Origin of the sequence: Mycobacterium sp. 3519A (genome assembly GCF_900240945.1) — a bacterium.
Classification (GTDB): Bacteria; Actinomycetota; Actinomycetes; order Mycobacteriales; family Mycobacteriaceae; genus Mycobacterium.
In genome coordinates, this window is record NZ_OESG01000014.1 from 1,831,433 (window position 1) to 1,849,379 (window position 17,947).

The 17,947-nt window shown below is 66.2% G+C and carries 18 protein-coding genes; 11 read left to right on the forward strand and 7 right to left on the reverse strand.

The window, feature by feature from the left end; all coding sequences use genetic code 11:
* The first annotated feature begins 58 nt into the window (after positions 1–58).
* The 4 genes from C1A30_RS29945 to C1A30_RS29960 are packed head-to-tail and all read left to right on the forward strand — an operon-like array spanning position 59 to position 3,308.
* Positions 59–808, forward strand: coding sequence for an SDR family oxidoreductase (locus C1A30_RS29945; protein ID WP_101951839.1), 750 nt, complete (start codon positions 59–61; stop codon positions 806–808).
* Positions 808–1,656 carry an NAD(P)-dependent oxidoreductase gene (locus C1A30_RS29950; protein WP_101951840.1) on the forward strand — a complete coding sequence of 283 codons (849 nt, stop codon included), beginning with the start codon at positions 808–810 and terminating at the stop codon, positions 1,654–1,656. Before C1A30_RS29945 ends, C1A30_RS29950 begins: the two co-directional genes overlap by 1 nt.
* A gap of 4 nt (positions 1,657–1,660) precedes the next feature.
* Entirely contained in the window at positions 1,661–2,092 is a 432-nt protein-coding gene (locus C1A30_RS29955) for a carboxymuconolactone decarboxylase family protein (RefSeq protein WP_101951842.1), read from the forward strand.
* A complete protein-coding gene (locus C1A30_RS29960) occupies positions 2,082–3,308 on the forward strand; it encodes a hypothetical protein (RefSeq protein ID WP_101951844.1) in 1,227 nt (408 codons plus the stop codon). Before C1A30_RS29955 ends, C1A30_RS29960 begins: the two co-directional genes overlap by 11 nt.
* On the opposite strand, the gene C1A30_RS29965 is transcribed toward C1A30_RS29960, so the two are convergent.
* Complete coding sequence (locus tag C1A30_RS29965; RefSeq protein WP_101951846.1) at positions 3,247–3,888, reverse strand: TetR/AcrR family transcriptional regulator; 642 nt, start codon at positions 3,886–3,888, stop codon at positions 3,247–3,249. The two genes, C1A30_RS29960 and C1A30_RS29965, sit on opposite strands and share 62 nt — an antisense overlap.
* 9 nt (positions 3,889–3,897) lie before the next feature.
* Positions 3,898–5,127, reverse strand: coding sequence for a cytochrome P450 (locus C1A30_RS29970; protein ID WP_101952981.1), 1,230 nt, complete (start codon positions 5,125–5,127; stop codon positions 3,898–3,900).
* A gap of 62 nt (positions 5,128–5,189) precedes the next feature.
* On the opposite strand from C1A30_RS29970, the gene ddaH reads away from it, so the two are divergent.
* On the forward strand, positions 5,190–5,960 hold the full coding sequence (gene ddaH, locus C1A30_RS29975; protein ID WP_101952982.1) for a dimethylargininase: 771 nt from the start codon (positions 5,190–5,192) through the stop codon (positions 5,958–5,960).
* Positions 5,961–5,967: 7 nt separating this feature from the next.
* Here the strand turns inward: ddaH and C1A30_RS29980 are convergent, their stop codons facing one another.
* The 3 genes from C1A30_RS29980 to C1A30_RS29990 are packed head-to-tail and all read right to left on the reverse strand — an operon-like array spanning position 5,968 to position 9,542.
* The gene (locus tag C1A30_RS29980) at positions 5,968–7,062 is read right to left on the reverse strand and encodes an acetamidase/formamidase family protein (protein WP_101951847.1); all 1,095 of its coding nucleotides are present in this window, start codon (positions 7,060–7,062) and stop codon (positions 5,968–5,970) included.
* A gap of 15 nt (positions 7,063–7,077) precedes the next feature.
* The gene (locus C1A30_RS29985) at positions 7,078–8,625 is read right to left on the reverse strand and encodes an amino acid ABC transporter permease/ATP-binding protein (protein WP_101951848.1); all 1,548 of its coding nucleotides are present in this window, start codon (positions 8,623–8,625) and stop codon (positions 7,078–7,080) included.
* On the reverse strand, positions 8,625–9,542 hold the full coding sequence (locus C1A30_RS29990; protein WP_101951850.1) for an ABC transporter substrate-binding protein: 918 nt from the start codon (positions 9,540–9,542) through the stop codon (positions 8,625–8,627). Before C1A30_RS29990 ends, C1A30_RS29985 begins: the two co-directional genes overlap by 1 nt.
* 180 nt (positions 9,543–9,722) lie before the next feature.
* Here C1A30_RS29990 and C1A30_RS29995 point away from each other — a divergent pair, with 180 nt between their 5' ends.
* From C1A30_RS29995 to purD, 6 genes are all read left to right on the forward strand, one after another.
* The gene (locus tag C1A30_RS29995; RefSeq protein WP_101951851.1) at positions 9,723–10,439 is read left to right on the forward strand and encodes a FadR/GntR family transcriptional regulator; all 717 of its coding nucleotides are present in this window, start codon (positions 9,723–9,725) and stop codon (positions 10,437–10,439) included.
* Positions 10,440–10,647: 208 nt separating this feature from the next.
* Positions 10,648–12,168 (forward strand): sodium:solute symporter, encoded by a 1,521-nt coding sequence (locus tag C1A30_RS30000; RefSeq protein ID WP_200828467.1) that lies wholly within the window; start codon positions 10,648–10,650, stop codon positions 12,166–12,168.
* Positions 12,165–12,491, forward strand: coding sequence for a hypothetical protein (locus tag C1A30_RS30005; RefSeq protein ID WP_101951852.1), 327 nt, complete (start codon positions 12,165–12,167; stop codon positions 12,489–12,491). Before C1A30_RS30000 ends, C1A30_RS30005 begins: the two co-directional genes overlap by 4 nt.
* Positions 12,488–13,810, forward strand: coding sequence for an LLM class flavin-dependent oxidoreductase (locus tag C1A30_RS30010; RefSeq protein WP_101951854.1), 1,323 nt, complete (start codon positions 12,488–12,490; stop codon positions 13,808–13,810). Before C1A30_RS30005 ends, C1A30_RS30010 begins: the two co-directional genes overlap by 4 nt.
* Positions 13,811–13,842: 32 nt before the next feature.
* Positions 13,843–15,126: an LLM class flavin-dependent oxidoreductase gene (locus tag C1A30_RS30015; protein WP_101951856.1), complete on the forward strand. Its 1,284-nt coding sequence runs from the start codon at positions 13,843–13,845 to the stop codon at positions 15,124–15,126.
* A gap of 52 nt (positions 15,127–15,178) precedes the next feature.
* On the forward strand, positions 15,179–16,447 hold the full coding sequence (gene purD, locus C1A30_RS30020; protein ID WP_101951857.1) for a phosphoribosylamine--glycine ligase: 1,269 nt from the start codon (positions 15,179–15,181) through the stop codon (positions 16,445–16,447).
* Here purD and C1A30_RS30025 read toward each other — a convergent pair.
* Together C1A30_RS30025 and C1A30_RS30030 are read right to left on the reverse strand one after the other, a co-directional pair.
* Positions 16,444–17,352 (reverse strand): alpha/beta hydrolase family protein, encoded by a 909-nt coding sequence (locus C1A30_RS30025; RefSeq protein WP_200828468.1) that lies wholly within the window; start codon positions 17,350–17,352, stop codon positions 16,444–16,446. The genes purD and C1A30_RS30025 overlap by 4 nt on opposite strands.
* Entirely contained in the window at positions 17,349–17,927 is a 579-nt protein-coding gene (locus tag C1A30_RS30030) for a TetR/AcrR family transcriptional regulator (RefSeq protein WP_101951859.1), read from the reverse strand. The genes C1A30_RS30025 and C1A30_RS30030 overlap by 4 nt, the downstream gene beginning before the upstream one ends.
* Between the last annotated feature and the right edge of the window lie 20 nt (positions 17,928–17,947).

Below are 17,947 nucleotides of genomic sequence, written 5' to 3' on the forward strand. Positions count from 1 at the left end.
GCCTTTTGGCCGAATAACGTGCGATAAGTGGCCACTCGACAGTAGGGAAGGGACAAACATGGGACAGTTCGACGAAAAGGTCGCGATCGTCACCGGCGCCGGTGGCGGAATCGGCCAGGCCTACGCCGAGGCGCTGGCCCGCGAAGGCGCCGCGGTGGTGGTGGCCGATATCAACACCGAAGGCGCGCAGAAGGTCGCCGACGGGATCAAGGGCGAGGGCGGCAACGCGCTCGCGGTCCACGTGGACGTGTCCGATCCCGAGTCCGCGAAAGAGATGGCCGCGCAGACGCTGTCGGAGTTCGGCGGTATCGACTACCTGGTCAACAACGCCGCGATTTTCGGCGGCATGAAGCTGGACTTCCTGATCACCGTCGACTGGGACTACTACAAGAAGTTCATGAGCGTGAACATGGACGGCGCCCTCGTCTGCACCCGCGCGGTGTACCGCAAGATGGCCAAGCGCGGGGGCGGCGCGATCGTCAACCAGTCGTCCACCGCGGCGTGGCTGTACTCGAACTTCTACGGTCTGGCGAAGGTCGGCATCAACGGCCTGACCCAACAACTGGCCACCGAACTGGGCGGCCAGAACATCCGCGTCAACGCGATCGCGCCGGGCCCCATCGACACCGAGGCCAACCGCACCACCACTCCGCAGGAGATGGTCGCCGACATCGTGAAGGGAATCCCGTTGTCGCGCATGGGCCAACCCGAAGACCTGGTCGGCATGTGCCTGTTCCTGCTCTCGGATCAGGCCAAGTGGATCACCGGCCAGATCTTCAACGTCGACGGCGGACAGATCATCCGCTGATGAGCGATCTCAAGCTCGGGTACATCGGCCTCGGCAACCAGGGCGCGCCGATGGCGAAACGACTGGTCGAATGGCCAGGCGGCCTGATCGTCTTCGACGTCCGCACTGAAGCGATGACCCCGCTGGCCGAACTGGGCGCCACGCTTGCGGACAGCGTCGCCGACATCGCCAACGCCGACGTCATCAGCGTCACGGTGCTCAACGACGAGCAGGTGCGTGATGTGGTGGGGCAGCTCGCCGAGCACGCCAAGCCCGGCACCGTCATCGCGATCCACTCGACGATCGCCGCCGACACCGCGGCAGAGCTGGCAAAGCAGTTGCATGTCAAGGGTATTCACATCGTCGATGCACCGGTCAGTGGAGGTGACCGTGCGGCCAAGAAGGGAGAACTGGCCGTCATGGTCGGCGCAAGCGATGAGGCGTTCGCGCTCGTCAAAGAGCCGTTCTCGCAATGGGCATCGCTCATCGTGCATGCCGGTGAGCCAGGCGCGGGCACGCGCATGAAGTTGGCCCGCAACATGCTGCATTTCATCTCCTTCGCGGCCGCGTGTGAGGCGTTGAAACTCGCCGACGCCGCAGGTATCAACCCACAGGACCTCGGAAACGTGGTCCGTCACAGTGACAAGCAGAGCGGCGGCGCCGGAATGATCATGTTCCGCGACGATGCAAAACCCCTCGCCCAGGATCACTTCCTGTTCAAGCCCTTCACGCACACCCGCGATCTGGGCGAGAAGGATCTGAAGCTCGCTCTTGCACTGGGCGACTCGTTGCACGTCGATCTGCCGCTCGCCGAGTTGGCCCTGAAGAATCTGGCCGCCGGACTCGGCGTGCCGCACACAGAGGAGTAGCCCCATGGACGAACTGCGCCGCAAGGGCCTGGAGAAGATGAACGAGGTCTACGGCTGGGAGATGCCGAACGTCGAAGGCAACGACTTCTTCGCACTGACCGCCGACCATTTGTTCGGCACCATCTGGACGCGGCCAGGCCTGTCGATGCGCGACAAGCGGATCATGACGCTGACCGTCGTCACCGCGCTCGGCAACAGCGACCTTGCCGAGATCCAGGCCAACGCCGCGCTGGCCAACGGTGAGATCACCGAGGACGAACTCAAGGAGATGGCGATCTTCCTCACCCACTACCTCGGCTTCCCGCTCGGGTCCAAGCTCGACGGCGTGATCACCAAGGTGACCAAGCAACGCAGGAAGCAGCAGGGTGAGGACAAGAAGGCCAACGTCAACGCGGCCGTGCAGATGCACTCCGGGGGCAAGATCCATGACAAGTAGGTACGCTGGCCTGTCGCGGGATCAGCTCGCGACGCTGGTGCCGGAGCTCCTGCTGATCGGGCAGATGATCGACCGCTCCGGAATGGCGTGGTGCATCAGCAATTTCGGCCGTGAGGAGATGCTGCAGATCGCGATCGAGGAGTGGATGGGTGCCAGCCCCATCTACACCAGGCGGATGCAGCGGGCACTGCGCTACGAGGGTGACGATGTCATCACGATCTTCAAAGGCCTACAGCTCGACATCGGTGCGCCGCCGCAGTTCATGGATTTCCGCTACGCCGTGCACGACCGGTGGCACGGCGAGTTTCATCTCGATCATTGCGGGGCACTGCTGGACGTCGAGCCGATGGGCGAAGAGTACGTCCGCGGCATGTGCCACGACATCGAAGACCCGACGTTCGACGCCACCGCGGTGGCCACCAACCGCCGGGCCCAGATCAGGCCGATCCACCGGCCGCCACGGGTGCCCGCCGACCGCCAACCACACTGCGCGTGGACGGTGATCATCGACGAGTCGTATCCGGAAGTCGACGACCACCCTGCGCTGGACGTCATCCGCAGAACCCGGGCTGCCGCAACCGAACTCGCCCCCATCGACGCCGGCGAACAGGGACAGAGTGACTACTCCGGTGATCTGGTCTCCGACTTCGACTTCGCGGCTTTCTCCAACTCCGCGCTCGTGCGGATGGCCGATGAGGTCGCGCTGCAGATGCACCTGCTGAACCTGTCATTCGTGCTCGCGGTCGGCAAGCGCGCGGGAACGAACACCGAACTGGCGAACGAGATCTGCACCAAACAACTGATCGGATTGGCGGGTATCGCCGCCGAACGCATCCACCGCGCGCTCGGCCTGTCGAAGGACATCGACGGCGCGGTACGGATGCTGGAACTGCACCCGGTGTTCAACCCGAGCGCCTACGTGTCCGCCGAGTTCGGCCCGGACACCGTGCACGTCCAGCGCTCACCTGCCCACGAAGACGGCACGTGGGTGTCGCTGATCAGCCCCGCCGAGGCCCGTCCGCTGCAGGCGGCGGTCGCGGCGGTCGACCCCCACCTCGACGTGGAGCTCGCAGGGACAGACACCGAATGGACGGCTCGCGTGTTCGAAACCGACACCGCGGCAAAGGAACTACCGGAAGTATCCGTCGCGAAGGTCAGCGGCGGTGCGACGTTCGTGTTCGAACCGAGGAAGTCGCTACCGCTGACGGTGGTATAGCCCCGCCCACCCAGCGCCTCAGGTAAGCCCGCAGTTGGTCGCCGCTGCGTGGCGGGCGGCCGGGATCGATCACGAACGACTGGATGATGCGCAGCAGATGCTCGGCGAGTTCGTCGAGATCGGCATCGGTGAACCCGAGGCCGGCCCAATCCACGTCGAACCGGCGCACCATCGAATGCGCGAAGTCCAACGCGACGTCGGACGTCACTTCCTCGGTGTGCCGACTGGGCCGACCGGGAACGATCAGCAGACCAAGATGTTTGTCTCGCGGTAACCACTCCAGCGCGGTCGCGACGCCCTCGGCGACTGCCTCGGCCGGATCCGAGATGCCCTGCAGATGCGCGGCCAACCGGTCCAGGAAGCCGCTGGCGGCATGTACAGCGGCGGCGACCAGCAGCGCGTCGGTGCTCGGGAAATACCGGTAGACGGTCTGCCGGGTGACGCCCAACGCGCGTGCGACGTCGGTGATGGAGAAGTCGGCGCCCTTGGCGTCGATCGCCTTGCCGGCGGCGTCGAGGATGCGGGCAATGGCCTCCTCATCCGTCGCGGGGGCCGAGCCCGACCAGCCATGGGTGCGCACGGGCCGATGTTATCCGCGGTAGGAGACTTGCAGCTCCTTGACCCCGTTGATCCAGCCGGACCGAAGCCGTTGCGGTTCCCCCAGTTTGGCGATGTCCGGAACCTGACTGGCCAGCTCGTTGAAGATCAGCTTGATCTCCATGCGCGCCAGGTTGGCGCCGATGCAGTAGTGCGCGCCGTTGCCGCCGAAGCCGAGATGCGGGTTCGGGTCCCGCCGGATATCAAACCGGAACGGGTGCTCGAACACCTCCTCGTCGTAGTTGGCGGAGCTGTAGAAGAGGCCGACCCGCTGCCCCTCGCGAACGGTGACGCCACCGATCTCGGTGTCCGCCAACGCCGTCCGCTGGAAGCAGTGCACCGGCGTGGCCCAGCGCACGATCTCGTCGGCGGTGGTCTCCGGCCGCGCACGTTTGAACAACTCCCACTGGTCGGGATTCTCGAAGAATGCGTTCATACCGTGTGTCATCGCGTTGCGGGTGGTCTCGTTGCCCGCGACGGCGAGCAGGATGACGAAGAACGCGAACTCGACGTCTTCGATGGCCTCCCCGTCAATGTCGGCCTGGACCAAGCGGGTGACGATGTCGTCTGCCGGGCAGCGCCGCCGCTCCTCGGCCATGTTGTAGGCGTAACCCATCAACTCGGCGTTGGCGGCGATGACGTCCGCCTCGAAGTCCGGGTCGTCGGTGTTCATGATCAGGTTGGTCCAGTGGAACAACTTCTCCCGGTCGGCCTCCGGCACGCCGAGCAGATCGGCGATCGCCAGCAACGGCAGGCCCATCGCGATGTCATCAACAAAGTTGCCGCTCTCCTTTTCCCTTGCGGCAGCGACGATTTCGCGGGCAGCCACGGTGAGCTTCTCCTCCAGCGTGGCGACGGCCCGCGGGGTGAACAGCCGCGACACGATCTTGCGTAGCCGAGTGTGCTCGGGCGCGTCGTGGTTGATCAGCAGCGCCTTGGTCAGCTCGAGTTGCTCGGGCGTGGAGCCTTCGGGCATCCGCATCACCACGCCCTTGCGATTGGTCGACCACAGTTCGCCGTTGCGCGAGATCTCCTTGATGTCGGCGTGCCTGCTGATCACCCAGTAGCCGCCGTCGTCGAAGATCGACTCCTTCTGCTCGTTCCACCACACCGGCGCGGTTTTGCGTAGCTGCGCGAACTCGGCGACGGGGATGCCCTTGAGCAGCACGTCGGGATCGGTGAAGTCGTACCCAGGGCCGAACGGGCATGTGGTCTGCGTCATAGCCTTGACCATACACCGCTATGTCAAGTGTATGGCCGTGCGGCAACCGTACGATCGGGACCGTGCATGCCAAGAAGGCGCTAGTGCGACGGCCCGGTCCGCGCCTGGCAGAAGGACTGCTGACCCACCTCGAGCGGTCGCCCGTCGACCAGGACGTCGCGATGAAGCAGTGGGACGCCTATGTGCGGGCTTTCGTCGACGCCGGTTGGCGGTTGACCGAAGTCGAACCGGCGCCGGATTCCCCCGACAGCGTGTTCGTCGAGGACACCGTCGTCGTCTACGGGGACCTCGCCGTGATCGCGCGGTCGGGCGCCGCCGAGCGGCGCTCCGAGACCGCGGGCACCGAGAAGGTCATCGCTGAATTGGGTTACCGCATCGCGCGTATCGAGGCGCCCGGCGTGCTCGACGGCGGAGACGTCCTGAAGCACGGCGGCACGGTGTACGTCGGGCAGTCCGGGCGCACGAACGCCGAGGGAATCCGGCAGCTCGCCGAACACCTGGCGCCGTACGGCGCGAACGTGATCACAGTGCCGTTGACCAAGGCGCTGCACCTCAAATCGGCGGTGACCGCGCTGCCGGACGGCACGATCATCGGCTACGAACCGGTGGTCGACGATCCATCGGTGTTCCCGGCGTTCCTCGCGGTGCCCGAGGAGCCGGGCGCACACGTGGTGCTGCTCGGCGACCGGAAGCTGCTGATGTCGTCGGCCGCGCCCAAAACCGCTGACCTGCTGCGGGCGCGCGGCTACGAACCGGTGCTTGTCGACATCGGTGAGTTCGAAAAGCTCGAGGGCTGTGTCACGTGTCTATCGGTCCGGCTGCGCGGCATCTGACACCGGCTCAGAACCAGGCCGCGAAGTCGCGTTTGGCGATCATGCAGTGCACACCTTTGACCGCGTCGACCACCTGGCTGACCTCGAAATCGGCGGCGGCGGAAAGATAGGCCAGGACAACGGGTTCGGGGATATCGAAGCGCTGACGCAGCAACGCCACCGCGTTTCGTACGGCCTTGCGCATCGCTTCGTCGAGGTCGACGTCCATCCCGGTGGGGATCCAGTGCGAGGACGTTTCGATCATCGGTGAGGTCAACGGGCCGATCGCGTGCGTGCGCTCGTCGCCGCGCAGCACGGTCAACCGCAGCGTGGCGCGCAGCGGCGCCTCCAGCGCCGTCAGCGCCACCTCACCGTTGCCCTGGGCGAAATGCGGGTCGCCGACGTAGAACGACGCCCCGTCCACTTGCACCGGCAGGAACACGGTCGAGCCTGCCACCGCGTGTTTGACGTCCATGTTGCCGCCGTGGTCACCGGGCGGCACCGACGGCACCCGATCACCGGTGTTGCGCGCCACCCCCATCAGACCGAGGAACGGGGCCAGTGGAAACTGCAGGAACCGTTGCGCGACAGCGATTCTGCCGACGCTGCCGGACGGGTCGACCTCACAGAAGTGGCTGAACATCATGCCCTCGGCGGGCAGCTCGTCGGGCAGCGCGCCGAAACCGTGCCGCATGCTGATGAAACCGTACGGGGCGCGTTGCGTCAGTTCCACCACGTCGATGCGCAGGACGTCGCCGGCCCTGGCCTGATTCACCGCGATCGGCCCGGTCACCACGTGCGGCCCGTCGTCGATGTCGTGGCTGGGGCCGGTCTCGGCGATGGCGATCATGTCGTCGAGCACCTCGTCCTCGCGGACCCCGAATTCGGCGAGGAAGCGGACCGGATCGCGGCCCTGATCCTCGAGAATCCCTTCGTGGCTGACGGTGTCGATGGTGATGGTGTCGCCGCTGTCGAGCTCGACGACCGGTGCGGTGGCCGCATTCGGCAGCCAGCCCCACTGCACCTCGTCGGGCCGCGACGGCAGGTAGTGCCTGCCGGTCACGGGCCCCGACCCGGACTGAAGAACGGTGCGGGCCGGGCTGATTGATGAGACGGGTGGCATTGGTGGACTCCTCGTCTAGACTTCCGCCGCGCGCATCGCGGTCATGAAGCGCCGGGTGATTTCGTGTGTGGGTGCGCCGATGACCTCGGCGGCCGGTCCTTGTTCGACGATGTTGCCGTTGGCCATGAACACCACGCGGTCGGCGATCTCGTTGGCGAAGCCGAGCTGGTGGGTGGCGATCAACATCGTCAGGCCCTGCTGGTGGGCCAACCCCCGGATGACGTCGAGCACACCGGCGATCAGCTCGGGATCCAATGCGCTGGTCGGCTCGTCGAGCAGCAGCACCCGCGGGCTCAGCGCCAACGCCCGCGCGATGCCGACCCGTTGCTGCTGACCGCCGGAGAGTTGACGCGGCAGCGCGCTGGCGCGTTGTGCCATACCGACTTTCGCCAGTAGCGCCTCTGCGGTGGCCTCCGCCTCGAGTTTGGCGGTGCCGGTCCAGTTCAGCGGCCCGGCGACGTTCATCCGCGCCGAGAGGTGACTGAACAGATTGAAGTGCTGGAATACCATCCCGATACCGAGCTGCTGGCGTTGTTCGGCCGCCTGGCGCACCGAAAGGCGTCGGCCGCGTTCGTCGTATCCGATCCGGGCGCCGGCCACCGTGATGGTCCCCGCGTCGATCTCCTCGAGCCCGTTGATCATCCGCAGCAGCGTGCTCTTGCCGGAGCCGCTCGGCCCGAGCAGTGCCACCACCTCACCGGAGCGGATGCTCAGGTCGACGCCGTCGAAGATGGTGTGCTCGCCGTAGGCCTTGGCCACGCCGGTCAGTTGGATCAACTCGGCGCCGATGGTGCGCGGCGCGAGGGCGTCCAGATCCAGCGGCGGCGGGGGTGGGGTGTCATCGGGTGGCGCGCTCGGCGCGGATTGGCTGCGCGGCAGCGGCACCATGCGCGACAGCACCGAACGCTTGCGGCCGCGGTCGAGGTTGAGCGCATCCTCGAGCAGCAACTGGATCACGGTCAGCGCGCCGGTCAGCGCCAGGTACATCACGCCGGTGGCGAAGTAGATGGAGAAGTAGTCGAACGTCGCCGACGTCAGTTGCTGTGTGCGCAGGGTCAATTCGGGCACCGCGATGATCGAGGCCAGCGCTGAGTTCTTCATCGTGGCGACGGCCTCGTTACCGAGCGCGGGCACCGACATGCGGGTGACCTGCGGCACGACGATGCGCAGCGCCACCACTCTGGGCACCAGCCCGAGCGCCCTGGCCGCGGCCAACTGGCCGGGGTCAACGGCGCGCACGCCGGACCGGAAGATCTCGGCGAAGAACGCCGCTTCGTTCATCGCAAGCGCCACCGACGCGGCCATCAACGGCGGGAACGAGATCCCGGCGTGGGGCAGCGCGGTGAACACGAAAACCATCTGCAGGATCAGCGGTGTGCCGCGGTAGATGACGACGTAGGTGCGGGCCAGCACGCTCAGCGGTTTGAAGCGGGTCAACTGGGCCAGGGCGAGCACCAGGCCCAGCAGCAGACCCCCGGCGAAGCCGTACAGGGTCAGCTGCAGGGTGAAGACGATGCCATCGAGCAGCCAGCCGGTGGTCAGGTAGTGGGTGAACTTGTCCATCAGTCGGCGCTGAGCACGGTCGGCTGGGCGACCGCGTTCTCATCGAGCTTCCACTTGGTCGCGAGTTTGCCTTGCAGACCGGTCGACTGGATCTCGTTCAGCGCGCCGATGACGGCGTCGCGCAGGTCGTGATCGCCCCGGGGCACACCGATTCCGATCGTGTAGTCCAGCATCACCGTGTCGGCGGACGCCAGATCGTTGGGGTGTTCGGCGATGTAGCGCTTCACGGTGTTGATGTCGTTCATGTAGGAGTCGGCGCGGCCGGCCAGGATGGCCTGCACGCAGTCGGAGCTGTTGTCGAACAGGCTGGTGGTGGGGGCGGGCTTGCCTTGGGCCTGGCATTTGGGTCCGACCGCTTCGACCAGCGGCACCTCGACGTAGCCCTTGTTCAGCGCCACGGTGAGGCCACACAGCGAGGTGTCGATGCCGGTGATCTTCTTCGGGTTGCCGTTCTTGACCAGGATGCCGTCGAAAACCTTTGAGTAGCTTACGAAGTCGACGCCGCCCTGGGCACGTTCCTTGGTTGCGTACAGGTTCGACAGGATCCAGTCGGCGCGCCCGCTGGCCACGGTCGGGACCAGTTCGGAGAAACCGACCGGCACGTAGCTCACCGAGAACCCGAGGCAGGCGCCGATCGCGTTGCCAAGGTCGATGTCGAAGCCCTGGTACTTGCTCGGGTCGGTGGGGTCGACGGTCTCATAGCCGGGGGTGTACGGGTTGATCGCGTTGCGCATGGTCTTACCGGCCAGGCCCGGGTGGTCTTGGCGCAGCGTGGTGCAGGCCGGTGAGCTCGCGACGTCGGCGTACTCACCGCTGGCGGCCGCCGGCTGCGCCTTGTCGCTGTCGGTGGAACAGCCGGCCAAAGCCGCGGCGGCGCAGAGTGCGGCGGCCAACGTCCGCACGACTCGAGGTGTCATGGTCCCGATCCCTCCTAATTGGCCGGATGGTCCGACCAAGTGACTCCGCGTACGTTAAGCCGCCGCCGCGCATTGCGACAGGTGAGATGGGGTGGTTTACCAACGTTTTACACCGGTGGCGTTGCCGTTTACATAGCGTCATCGACGCGACTCGCGAGGTGCCTGCCCTATGATGTGCCGATGGCCCAGCTGCCGGTACCGCGTCGCCACCAGAACATCTCGGTGGTGCTGGCCGCGCACTTCGAACGGCTGATCGCCACCAGTGAGTTGACCCCGGGTTCGCGGCTGCCGTCCGAGCGGGAGCTAGCGGAGAAGTTCGACGTATCGCGCTCGACGTTGCGGGAGGCCATGCACGAGCTCGAGGCCAAACGCCTCATCGAGCGCAGGCCGGGCCGTGGGACGACTGTGCTTGGTTTACAACGGAATTCGGGTGATCTTCGCAACCTGTCCGCCGAGGACGCGTCGGCGTCCTACGCCGCGGAACTGCGGGAGATCATCGAGCCGTCGATCGCGGCGTTGGCCGCCAGCCGGGCGACCGCCTCGAATCTGCTACAGCTCGGCGACGTGTTGGACCGGTCACACGAGAATGTGTTGCAGTCCGAGTCGCTTCGGTTGGACGTCGAGTTCCACACGCTACTGGCCCGTGCGGCGCAGAACCCACTGCTGGAGTCGCTGCAGGCGATGACCGGCGACTGGACCCACGACGTGCGGCAGCATTCACACGCCACCAGGGCGGGCCGGCGCATCTCGACACGCGGGCATCGCCGCATCTACGAAGCCGTCCGCGACCACGATCCGGGGGCCGCGCAGGAGTCGATGATGGTGCACCTCGAAGAGGTCAAGGAGCTCATCGCCAAGGCGACCAAGCGACGGGGCGCCGCGCGCACCGGCGATTGAATCCGGTCGGCGGAGTCGGCTTGAGGGAATGAGACGCCGGTACCACACGCGAGTGTGCGTCCCCACTACTCGACTCAGCGTGATCCTAATACTCGCACGGGCTTCGTCGGCTTGACACCATCTACGTGCCCCGACGGCATGCAGTGCTGCGTGCCTCCGCACCGCCGGGGCTCGGTCGCACCGGCCGTTCTAGTGCCCAGGAGGCCCCGTGTTTCTTCCGTCCAATTTGTCACCGGGCATCGGCTTCGCGCTGATGCTCGGTCTGGGCGCCTTCATGTTCGTCGTGGCGTTCACCGTGCGGTCGATGGTGAAGAACACCCACGACTTCGTGATCGCAGACCGTCGCATCGGTTTCGGGTTCGGTGTCGGATCGGTGATCGCGGTGTGGACATGGTCGATGGCGGTGATGATGTCGTCGGCGCAGGCCTTCTCGTTCGGTACGTCCGGTCTCATCTGGTTCGTCGTTCCCAACGGCCTGGCCGTGATGGTGATGGTGCCCTTCGCCCTGAAACTACGGCGCCAGATGCCTGCCGGTTACACGATCGTGGAGTTCATCCGCGAGCGTTTCCAAAACAAGCCGGCCACGACGATCGCACTGATCGCGATGCTGCTCGGTCTGCTCGCGGAGATCTTCATCAACCTCTTCGGCGTCGTGCTCGTCATGGGTGTGATCTTCGGGATCAATCCGACTGTGGTGTTGGTGATCACGCTGGCGACGGTGACCGTCTACTCCTACTTCGGTGGTCTGTGGACCTCGGCGATCACCGCGACGTTCAACACATTGCTGATCACGGTGCCCGCGGCGATCGTGGTGCTGTACGTGCTGGCCAAGGTCGGCGGGCCGCAACTCGTATTCCAGAAGGTCGACGAGGCGGGACCCAACACCTTGAACGCCTTCGACGGCGCGGCGGCCGCCGGGTTCGGCATCTCATTGTCGCTGGGCCTGCTGGCGTCGACGATGGCCGATCAGACGTTTTGGCAGAAGGCGTGGGCGCTGAAGCCCGCCACGATGGGTCGCACCTTCGTCTGGGCGGGCCTGTGGTTCTACCCGATTCCGATCGTTCTCGGCCTGCTGGGCCTCGTCGGGCTCGGCTTCGGCGTCGACGCTGCCGATCTTGGCGACGCCGGTCCCGGTGGCATCGGACCGTATGTCGTGAGCCACCTCGGTCTGCCGATCATCCTGGTGGCGCTCTACGTACTCATCATCCTCAACGCGTGCTACTCGTCGATTGACGGTGCGTTCTCGGCACTGTCATCCGTTGTCGCCGTTGACATCCTGAAGCGCGCAAAGCCCGACATCGCGCAGAAGTCACTATTCCGATGGACGAAGAGCTCGATCATCATTGCGGGTGTCATCGGTGGCATCGTCGTCAGCTCCGGCATCGACTACGTACAGCTGGTCAACACGGTCTACTTCCTCAAGGCCGCGTTGATCATTCCGCTGGCGCTGGCAATCTTCTGGCGTCGTATGACCGCGATCGCATTCGTCACGAGCTTGGTGCTCGCGGTGGCGGTCGGTTACCCCGTGCGGGAGTTCGTCGGGGAACTACAGGGAATCATCACTTTGGAGGCGATTTCGCTCGTGGCCGCAGTAGGTATCAGTCTGCTGTCCAAACAATCCTTCGACTTCGCCAGCCTGAAAGGGCGGGGTGATGTGCTCACCGATCACTCGGAAGCTGTCGAAGTGGTCGACCGCAGTGGTGATCTCGACCCGGATCCGGTCCGATGATCGCCTTCTGGATCGCCTTAGTCGCCGGCGTGGCGGTGGCCATCGTTTACATCGGTCTGGGTGTGCAGGCCTTCTTGCGGGTTCGTCGGGACGTCCTGTCGGCGGCCGCGTCGGGTGAGCCCGATGACCTGTCGACCGACGAGCTCGGCGATGCCGGCACGTTCACCTGGAAGGCGATCGGCGCGCTGGCGGGGTCTACCGCCGTGATCGCGCTGCTCGGCGTCAGCCCCGTCTTTTGGTACCTCCCAGCTGTTCTCGCAGTGGGCTCAGCGGTGGCGGTTGTGCTCGCGTTCCTCATCGACCGCAGGAGCGTCGAGGCGTGACCGCGACGAGGAAGGCCCACCTGCTGGGTTTCGTGCAGCACGGCGTGATGAATCACGCGTCGACGATGTGGGCGCATCCACGCGACAAGGTCGGTTATCACTGGTCGCGCCCGGAATACTGGCGCGATCTCGGCCGCATCATGGAGCGCGGACTGTTCGACGCGATGTTCATCGCGGACGAGCTCGCGCCATACACCACCTACAAGGGCAACTCCGACCCGGTCGTCAAGTACGCAGGCCAGTGTCCGGTGCACGAGCCGGCAACACTGGTGCCGATCGTTGGGGCGTTCACGAAACACCTGGGGATCGGCATCACGCTGTCGACGTCGTTCATTCCGCCCTACATGATGGCGCGCCACCTGTCTTCGCTGGACCATCTGACGAACGGCCGCGTCGGCTGGAACATCGTGACGTCATACTCCAAGAGCGAGTTTCAGGCGATGGGCAAGGACAATCTCACGCCGCGCGACAAGCGCTACGAGGTGGTCGAGGAGTACATGGAGATCCTGTATCAGCTATGGGACTCCTGGGATGACGACGCCATCGTCTACGACCGCGAGAACGGCATCTTCGCCGATCCGGCGAAGGTCCGCGAGATCGACTTCGAGGGCCAGTTCTTCAAGTCCAAGGGCCGTCACTTCGTCGCGCCGTCGCCGCAGAAGCGACCGGTGCTGTGGCAGGCCGGTTCCTCGGAGCAGGGGCGCGAGTTCGCCTCGAAACACGCCGAATCGGTGTTCGGCATCTTCCCGACACCCAAGAGCATGCGCGCCTACGCCGACGACATCCGCACCCGCGCCGACAACCACGGCCGCGACCCGGAGTCGGTCAAGCTCATCTACGGTCTGCAGACGATCATCGACCGCGACAAGTCTCGCGCCAACGACAAGTACGCCGAGTTTGTGGAGAACGTTCAGATCGAGAGCGCACTCGGAATCCTCTCCGGCCACACCGGTTTTGACTTCTCCACGCTCGAACTTGACGACAACGTGGTCGACGCCGACGTGCAGGGCATCCGGGGATTGTTCGACGCGATCCTGGAGGCCAAGGACGGTGCGCCGGTGACAGTGCGTGAAGCCGCGCAGATCTACGGCGTCTCGATGGGTGCCCCCGTCGCCGTCGGCACCCCGTCCGACGTCGCCGACCAGATGGAGTCCTACCTGGACGACGGCGGCTGCAACGGGTTCATGCTGTTGGCGACCGACACGCCCGGTTGCTTCAACGACGTGACCGAACTTCTGGTACCGGAGTTGCAGCGGCGCGGCCGCTACCGAACCCGTTATCCCGGAACCACGTTGCGAGAAAGCCTGCAGGAGTACTGATCTCACCGCGCAGCGCCCACTTCCTGGCCTTCATGCAGCACGGGGTCAGCAGCCACTCCGTCGGCATGTGGCGCCACCCGCAGGACAAGGTCGGATGGGACTACGCCTCGCCGCCGTACTGGCAGCACCTGGCCCGCACGCTTGAGCGCGGGCTGTTCGACGCACTGTTCCTCGCCGACGAGTTGGCGCCGTACAACTCATTCGAGGACAGCTCGGATGCCACCGTTCGCTACGCGGTGCAGGCGCCGACGCATGAGCCGGCGGCGTTGACGCCGATCATCACCGGCGCGACATCGTATCTGGGTGTAGGCATTACGTTGTCGACGGCGTTCGAGCATCCGTACTCGATGGCACGGCGGCTGTCGACCTTCGACCACCTGTCCGGCGGCCGGATCGCGTGGAACATCGTCGGGTCGTATTCGCCTTCGGAGTTCGCCGCGTACGGGCAGGACATGCCCGACCGCTCCATCCGGTACGAACGCATCGCCGAGTACGTCGACCTCTGCTGTCAGCTATGGGACTCGTGGCAGCCCGACGCGGTCGTCGCGGACCGGCATACCGGTGTGTACGCCCATCCGGAGAAGATCCGCGAGGTGGTGTTCGAGGGCAAGCACTTCCGCTGCCGAGCACGACATTTCGTCGCGCCCTCACCGCAGGGCAGACCCGTTTTGTGGCAGGCAGGCGCCAGCGAGCCGGGACGCCGGTTCGCCGCGCAGACCGCGGAAGCGATCTTCGCGATCCAGCCAACCGTGGCGTCGATGCGCGCCTATTCGGACGACATTCGCCGTCGGGTCGTCGACGCCGGCCGCGACCCCGCCGCGGTCAGGCTCTACTACGGCGCGCAGGTAATAGTCGCAGACACCGATGCGCAGGCCCGGGAGAAGGCGGCTCACCTGCGCGCGCTGCTCCGCCCCGAGGCGACGTTGGCGATGCTTTCCGGTCAGTTGGGTGTCGACTTCTCCGAGTTCGACCCTGCGACGCCGCTGGAGCAGATCCCGGTGCCCGGCATCCAGGGAGTCAAGGACGCGTTGGTGGCGACAGGGGCGGGTAGCGCCGTGACGGTAGCCGAGGCTGCTGAGATTTACTCGTTCCGCTTCTCGATGCCGCAGGTGATCGGTTCTCCGGTCACCGTCGCCGATCAACTCGAGGAATTCCTCGACGACGGCGGCGCCGACGGCTTCATGCTGCTGGCGACCTACACGCCGGGCTGCTTCGAGGAGTTCGTCGACCTCGTCGTTCCCGAACTGCAGCGACGCGGGCGCTACCGGACGCGTTACCCGGGTGCGACGCTGCGCGAAAACATCCTCGGCGATTGAGCCAACCGCTACGTCATCGAAACCCTCGACAGCTGACTATTAGGGTGAGGCTGTGCGCGTCCTCGTTATCGGATCCGGAGCCCGTGAACATGCGTTGCTGCTGGCCCTGCGCCGCGACCCCGAGGTCGAGGAGCTGGCCGTCGCGCCGGGCAACGCCGGCACGGCGAACATCGCCGATCAGTACGACGTCGACGTCAGCTCGGGTGAGGCCGTCGTGCAGTTGGCGCAGCGGATCGGCGCCGATCTGGTGGTGATCGGGCCCGAGGTGCCGCTGGTTCTCGGCGTCGCCGACGCGGTGCGCGCGGCGGGCATCGCGTGCTTCGGGCCGACGAAGGACGCTGCCCGCATCGAAGGATCGAAGGCGTTCGCCAAGGATGTGATGTCGGCGGCGGGTGTGCGGACCGCGACCAGCGAGATCGTCGACAACCCCGCGCACCTCGACGCGGCACTGGACCGGTTCGGGTGCTCCGCGGGCGATCAGGCGTGGGTGGTCAAAGACGACGGACTGGCCGCAGGCAAGGGCGTGGTGGTGACCGCGGACCGCGACGCCGCCCGCGCGCATGCGGCGAGCCTGCTCGACGCCGGCCACCCGGTGCTGCTCGAATCGTTCCTCGACGGGCCGGAGGTGTCACTGTTCAGCGTCGTCGACGGGGAAACCGTGGTGCCACTGGTGCCTGCGCAGGACTACAAGCGAGTCGGCGACAACGACACCGGACCCAACACCGGCGGCATGGGCGCCTACGCGCCGCTGCCGTGGCTACCCGCCGACGTGGTCACCCAGATCGTGGAAGAAGTGGTGAAACCCGTTGCGGCGGAGATGGTTCGGCGTGGTAGCCCTTTTTCCGGGCTGCTGTACGCCGGACTGGCGATCACATCGAAGGGGCCCGCCGTCGTCGAATTCAATTGCCGCTTCGGTGATCCCGAGACGCAGTCGGTGTTGGCGCTGCTGGAGACCCCGCTCGGCCAACTGCTGCATGCAGCGGCGACGGGGCGGCTTGCCGAACAACCGCCGTTGCGCTGGCACGACGGCTATGCCGTGACCGTGGTGGTGGCCGCCGAGAATTATCCGGGCCGACCGCGCGTCGGCGACGTCATCACCGGTTCGGAAACCGACGGTGTGCTGCACGCGGGCACGGCGCGACGCGACGACGGAGCGGTTGTGTCGTCGGGTGGCCGGGTGCTCTCGGTCGTCGGCACGGGCGCCGACCTGACCGCTGCGCGTGCAGCCGCCTATGCGCTGACGAACTCGATTCGCTTGCCCGGCAGCCATTTTCGGTCCGATATCGGGCTGGCTGCGGCTGAGGGCCGAGTCACAGTTTAAGCAACCAGCAGCGGAGCCATCCAGGCGATCTCTGCGGGCAACTGCGAACTCCAGAACGCGCCGTCGTGGCCGCCAGGCGAGAAGCCGCCCGACGGTGGACTCGGCAACTGGGCGATGAACTGCTTGGTCGCCGAATAGAAGGGATCACTGTTGCCGCAGTCGATTCGGATGGGGATCTGGCCGAGTTGCGGCAGCCCCCACACGCTGTTGGCCGCATAATCGTCTGCGCCGTCGAATGCACCGGGCGCCGTGGCGCCGGACGACGTCCACAGCGCCGGGCTCACCGCGCAGATCGCGGCGGTGCGCGCCGGGCCGAGTCGCGCGCCGAGCAGCAGCGCGCCGTAGCCGCCCATCGACCAGCCGAGGAATCCGACCCGCGACGTGTCGAGGCCCTGCTGCGCGAGCATCGGGATCAGTTCGTTGAGCACCATGGCGCCGGAGTCCTCGCCGGATGCCCGCTTGTGCCAATAGCTTCCGCCGCCGTCGACGGCGACCACCGCGAACGGCGGAATGCCCGCGTCCACCGCCTGTGCGAGGCCTTGCTCCACTCCGCCCGCCATCACTCCCGCGGCGTCCTGGCCCTTGCCGTGCAGCGCGATCACCGGCCGAAGCGGCGCGGTCTGACCCGGCGGGCGGGCGATCGCCCAATTGGTGGTGACGCCGCCGCGCGCGGCGGACACGAACGAGCCGTTCACGTACGTCGGTTGCACGGCCGCGGGTGCCGGCTCCAGCGGCACAGGCGGAGCCAGTTTGGCGCCCGCGCTCGTCATCGACACCGACGGCGCCGCCGTACCCGGTCCGTGCAGAGCAGAGCCCAGTGCGTACGCGCCTGCCGCACCGGCCGCGGCACCGACACCAAGGCGCAGCACTGCGCGGCGACTGAGTTCGGGCATGCGCGCCATCATGCCAAAGGCGCCTCGACGATCGCGGTGAAGACCGCTTCGAGCAGCTCGACCAGCTGATCGGGGTCGGCGTCGCGAAGGGCGCGGGTGTCGATCACCTGTCGCATCAGCAGGACGCCCGCGATCGTCGCCAACATGGCCTCGGTGCGAATGCCGCGACCGGGTTCAGGCAGTTGACCGGCCAGGCGGCGTCCGACGTGGCGTTCGATCGCGTCGCGCACGATCTCGACAGCGCGCGGGTTGGACACCGATCGCAGCATGATCAGGAATGGGTTCAGCGGTTCGGCGCCCACGTTGGTCCTGGCGACCAGCGCCGCGGCGGCATCGTGTGCCAGGGTCGCGGCGTCCGTGCCGATCACCGCAGGAGGAGCGAAGGAAACCTCGACGGCCTCGGCGAACAGCTGCTCCTTCGACCCGAAGTACCTGTTCACCATCATTGCCGTGACACCGGCGTCGCCGGCGATGTCCCGCACACCGACGCCGTCGTAGCCCGCGCGGGCGAAGCTGCGGATCGCGGATTCGAGGATCGCTGCACGGGTGGCGGCCGCATTGCGCGGTCGGTGCTTGGGCGCCGTCATGACTCCACGCTAGGGAATAG

Excerpts from the sequence above, each read along its gene's own strand:
- C1A30_RS29990 (WP_101951850.1), bottom strand. The coding sequence starts at position 9,542 with ATGACACCTCGAGTCGTGCGGACGTTGGCCGCCGCACTCTGCGCCGCC.
- C1A30_RS30025 (WP_200828468.1), bottom strand. The coding sequence starts at position 17,352 with ATGATGGCGCGCATGCCCGAACTCAGTCGCCGCGCAGTGCTGCGCCTT.
- C1A30_RS29960 (WP_101951844.1), top strand. The coding sequence starts at position 2,082 with ATGACAAGTAGGTACGCTGGCCTGTCGCGGGATCAGCTCGCGACGCTG.
- C1A30_RS29945 (WP_101951839.1), top strand. The coding sequence starts at position 59 with ATGGGACAGTTCGACGAAAAGGTCGCGATCGTCACCGGCGCCGGTGGC.
- C1A30_RS29970 (WP_101952981.1), bottom strand. The coding sequence starts at position 5,127 with ATGACGCAGACCACATGCCCGTTCGGCCCTGGGTACGACTTCACCGAT.
- C1A30_RS30005 (WP_101951852.1), top strand. The coding sequence starts at position 12,165 with ATGATCGCCTTCTGGATCGCCTTAGTCGCCGGCGTGGCGGTGGCCATC.
- C1A30_RS29950 (WP_101951840.1), top strand. The coding sequence starts at position 808 with ATGAGCGATCTCAAGCTCGGGTACATCGGCCTCGGCAACCAGGGCGCG.
- C1A30_RS29995 (WP_101951851.1), top strand. The coding sequence starts at position 9,723 with ATGGCCCAGCTGCCGGTACCGCGTCGCCACCAGAACATCTCGGTGGTG.
- C1A30_RS30030 (WP_101951859.1), bottom strand. The coding sequence starts at position 17,927 with ATGACGGCGCCCAAGCACCGACCGCGCAATGCGGCCGCCACCCGTGCA.
- C1A30_RS29985 (WP_101951848.1), bottom strand. The coding sequence starts at position 8,625 with ATGGACAAGTTCACCCACTACCTGACCACCGGCTGGCTGCTCGATGGC.
- C1A30_RS29955 (WP_101951842.1), top strand. The coding sequence starts at position 1,661 with ATGGACGAACTGCGCCGCAAGGGCCTGGAGAAGATGAACGAGGTCTAC.
- C1A30_RS30015 (WP_101951856.1), top strand. The coding sequence starts at position 13,843 with ATGCAGCACGGGGTCAGCAGCCACTCCGTCGGCATGTGGCGCCACCCG.
- C1A30_RS29980 (WP_101951847.1), bottom strand. The coding sequence starts at position 7,062 with ATGCCACCCGTCTCATCAATCAGCCCGGCCCGCACCGTTCTTCAGTCC.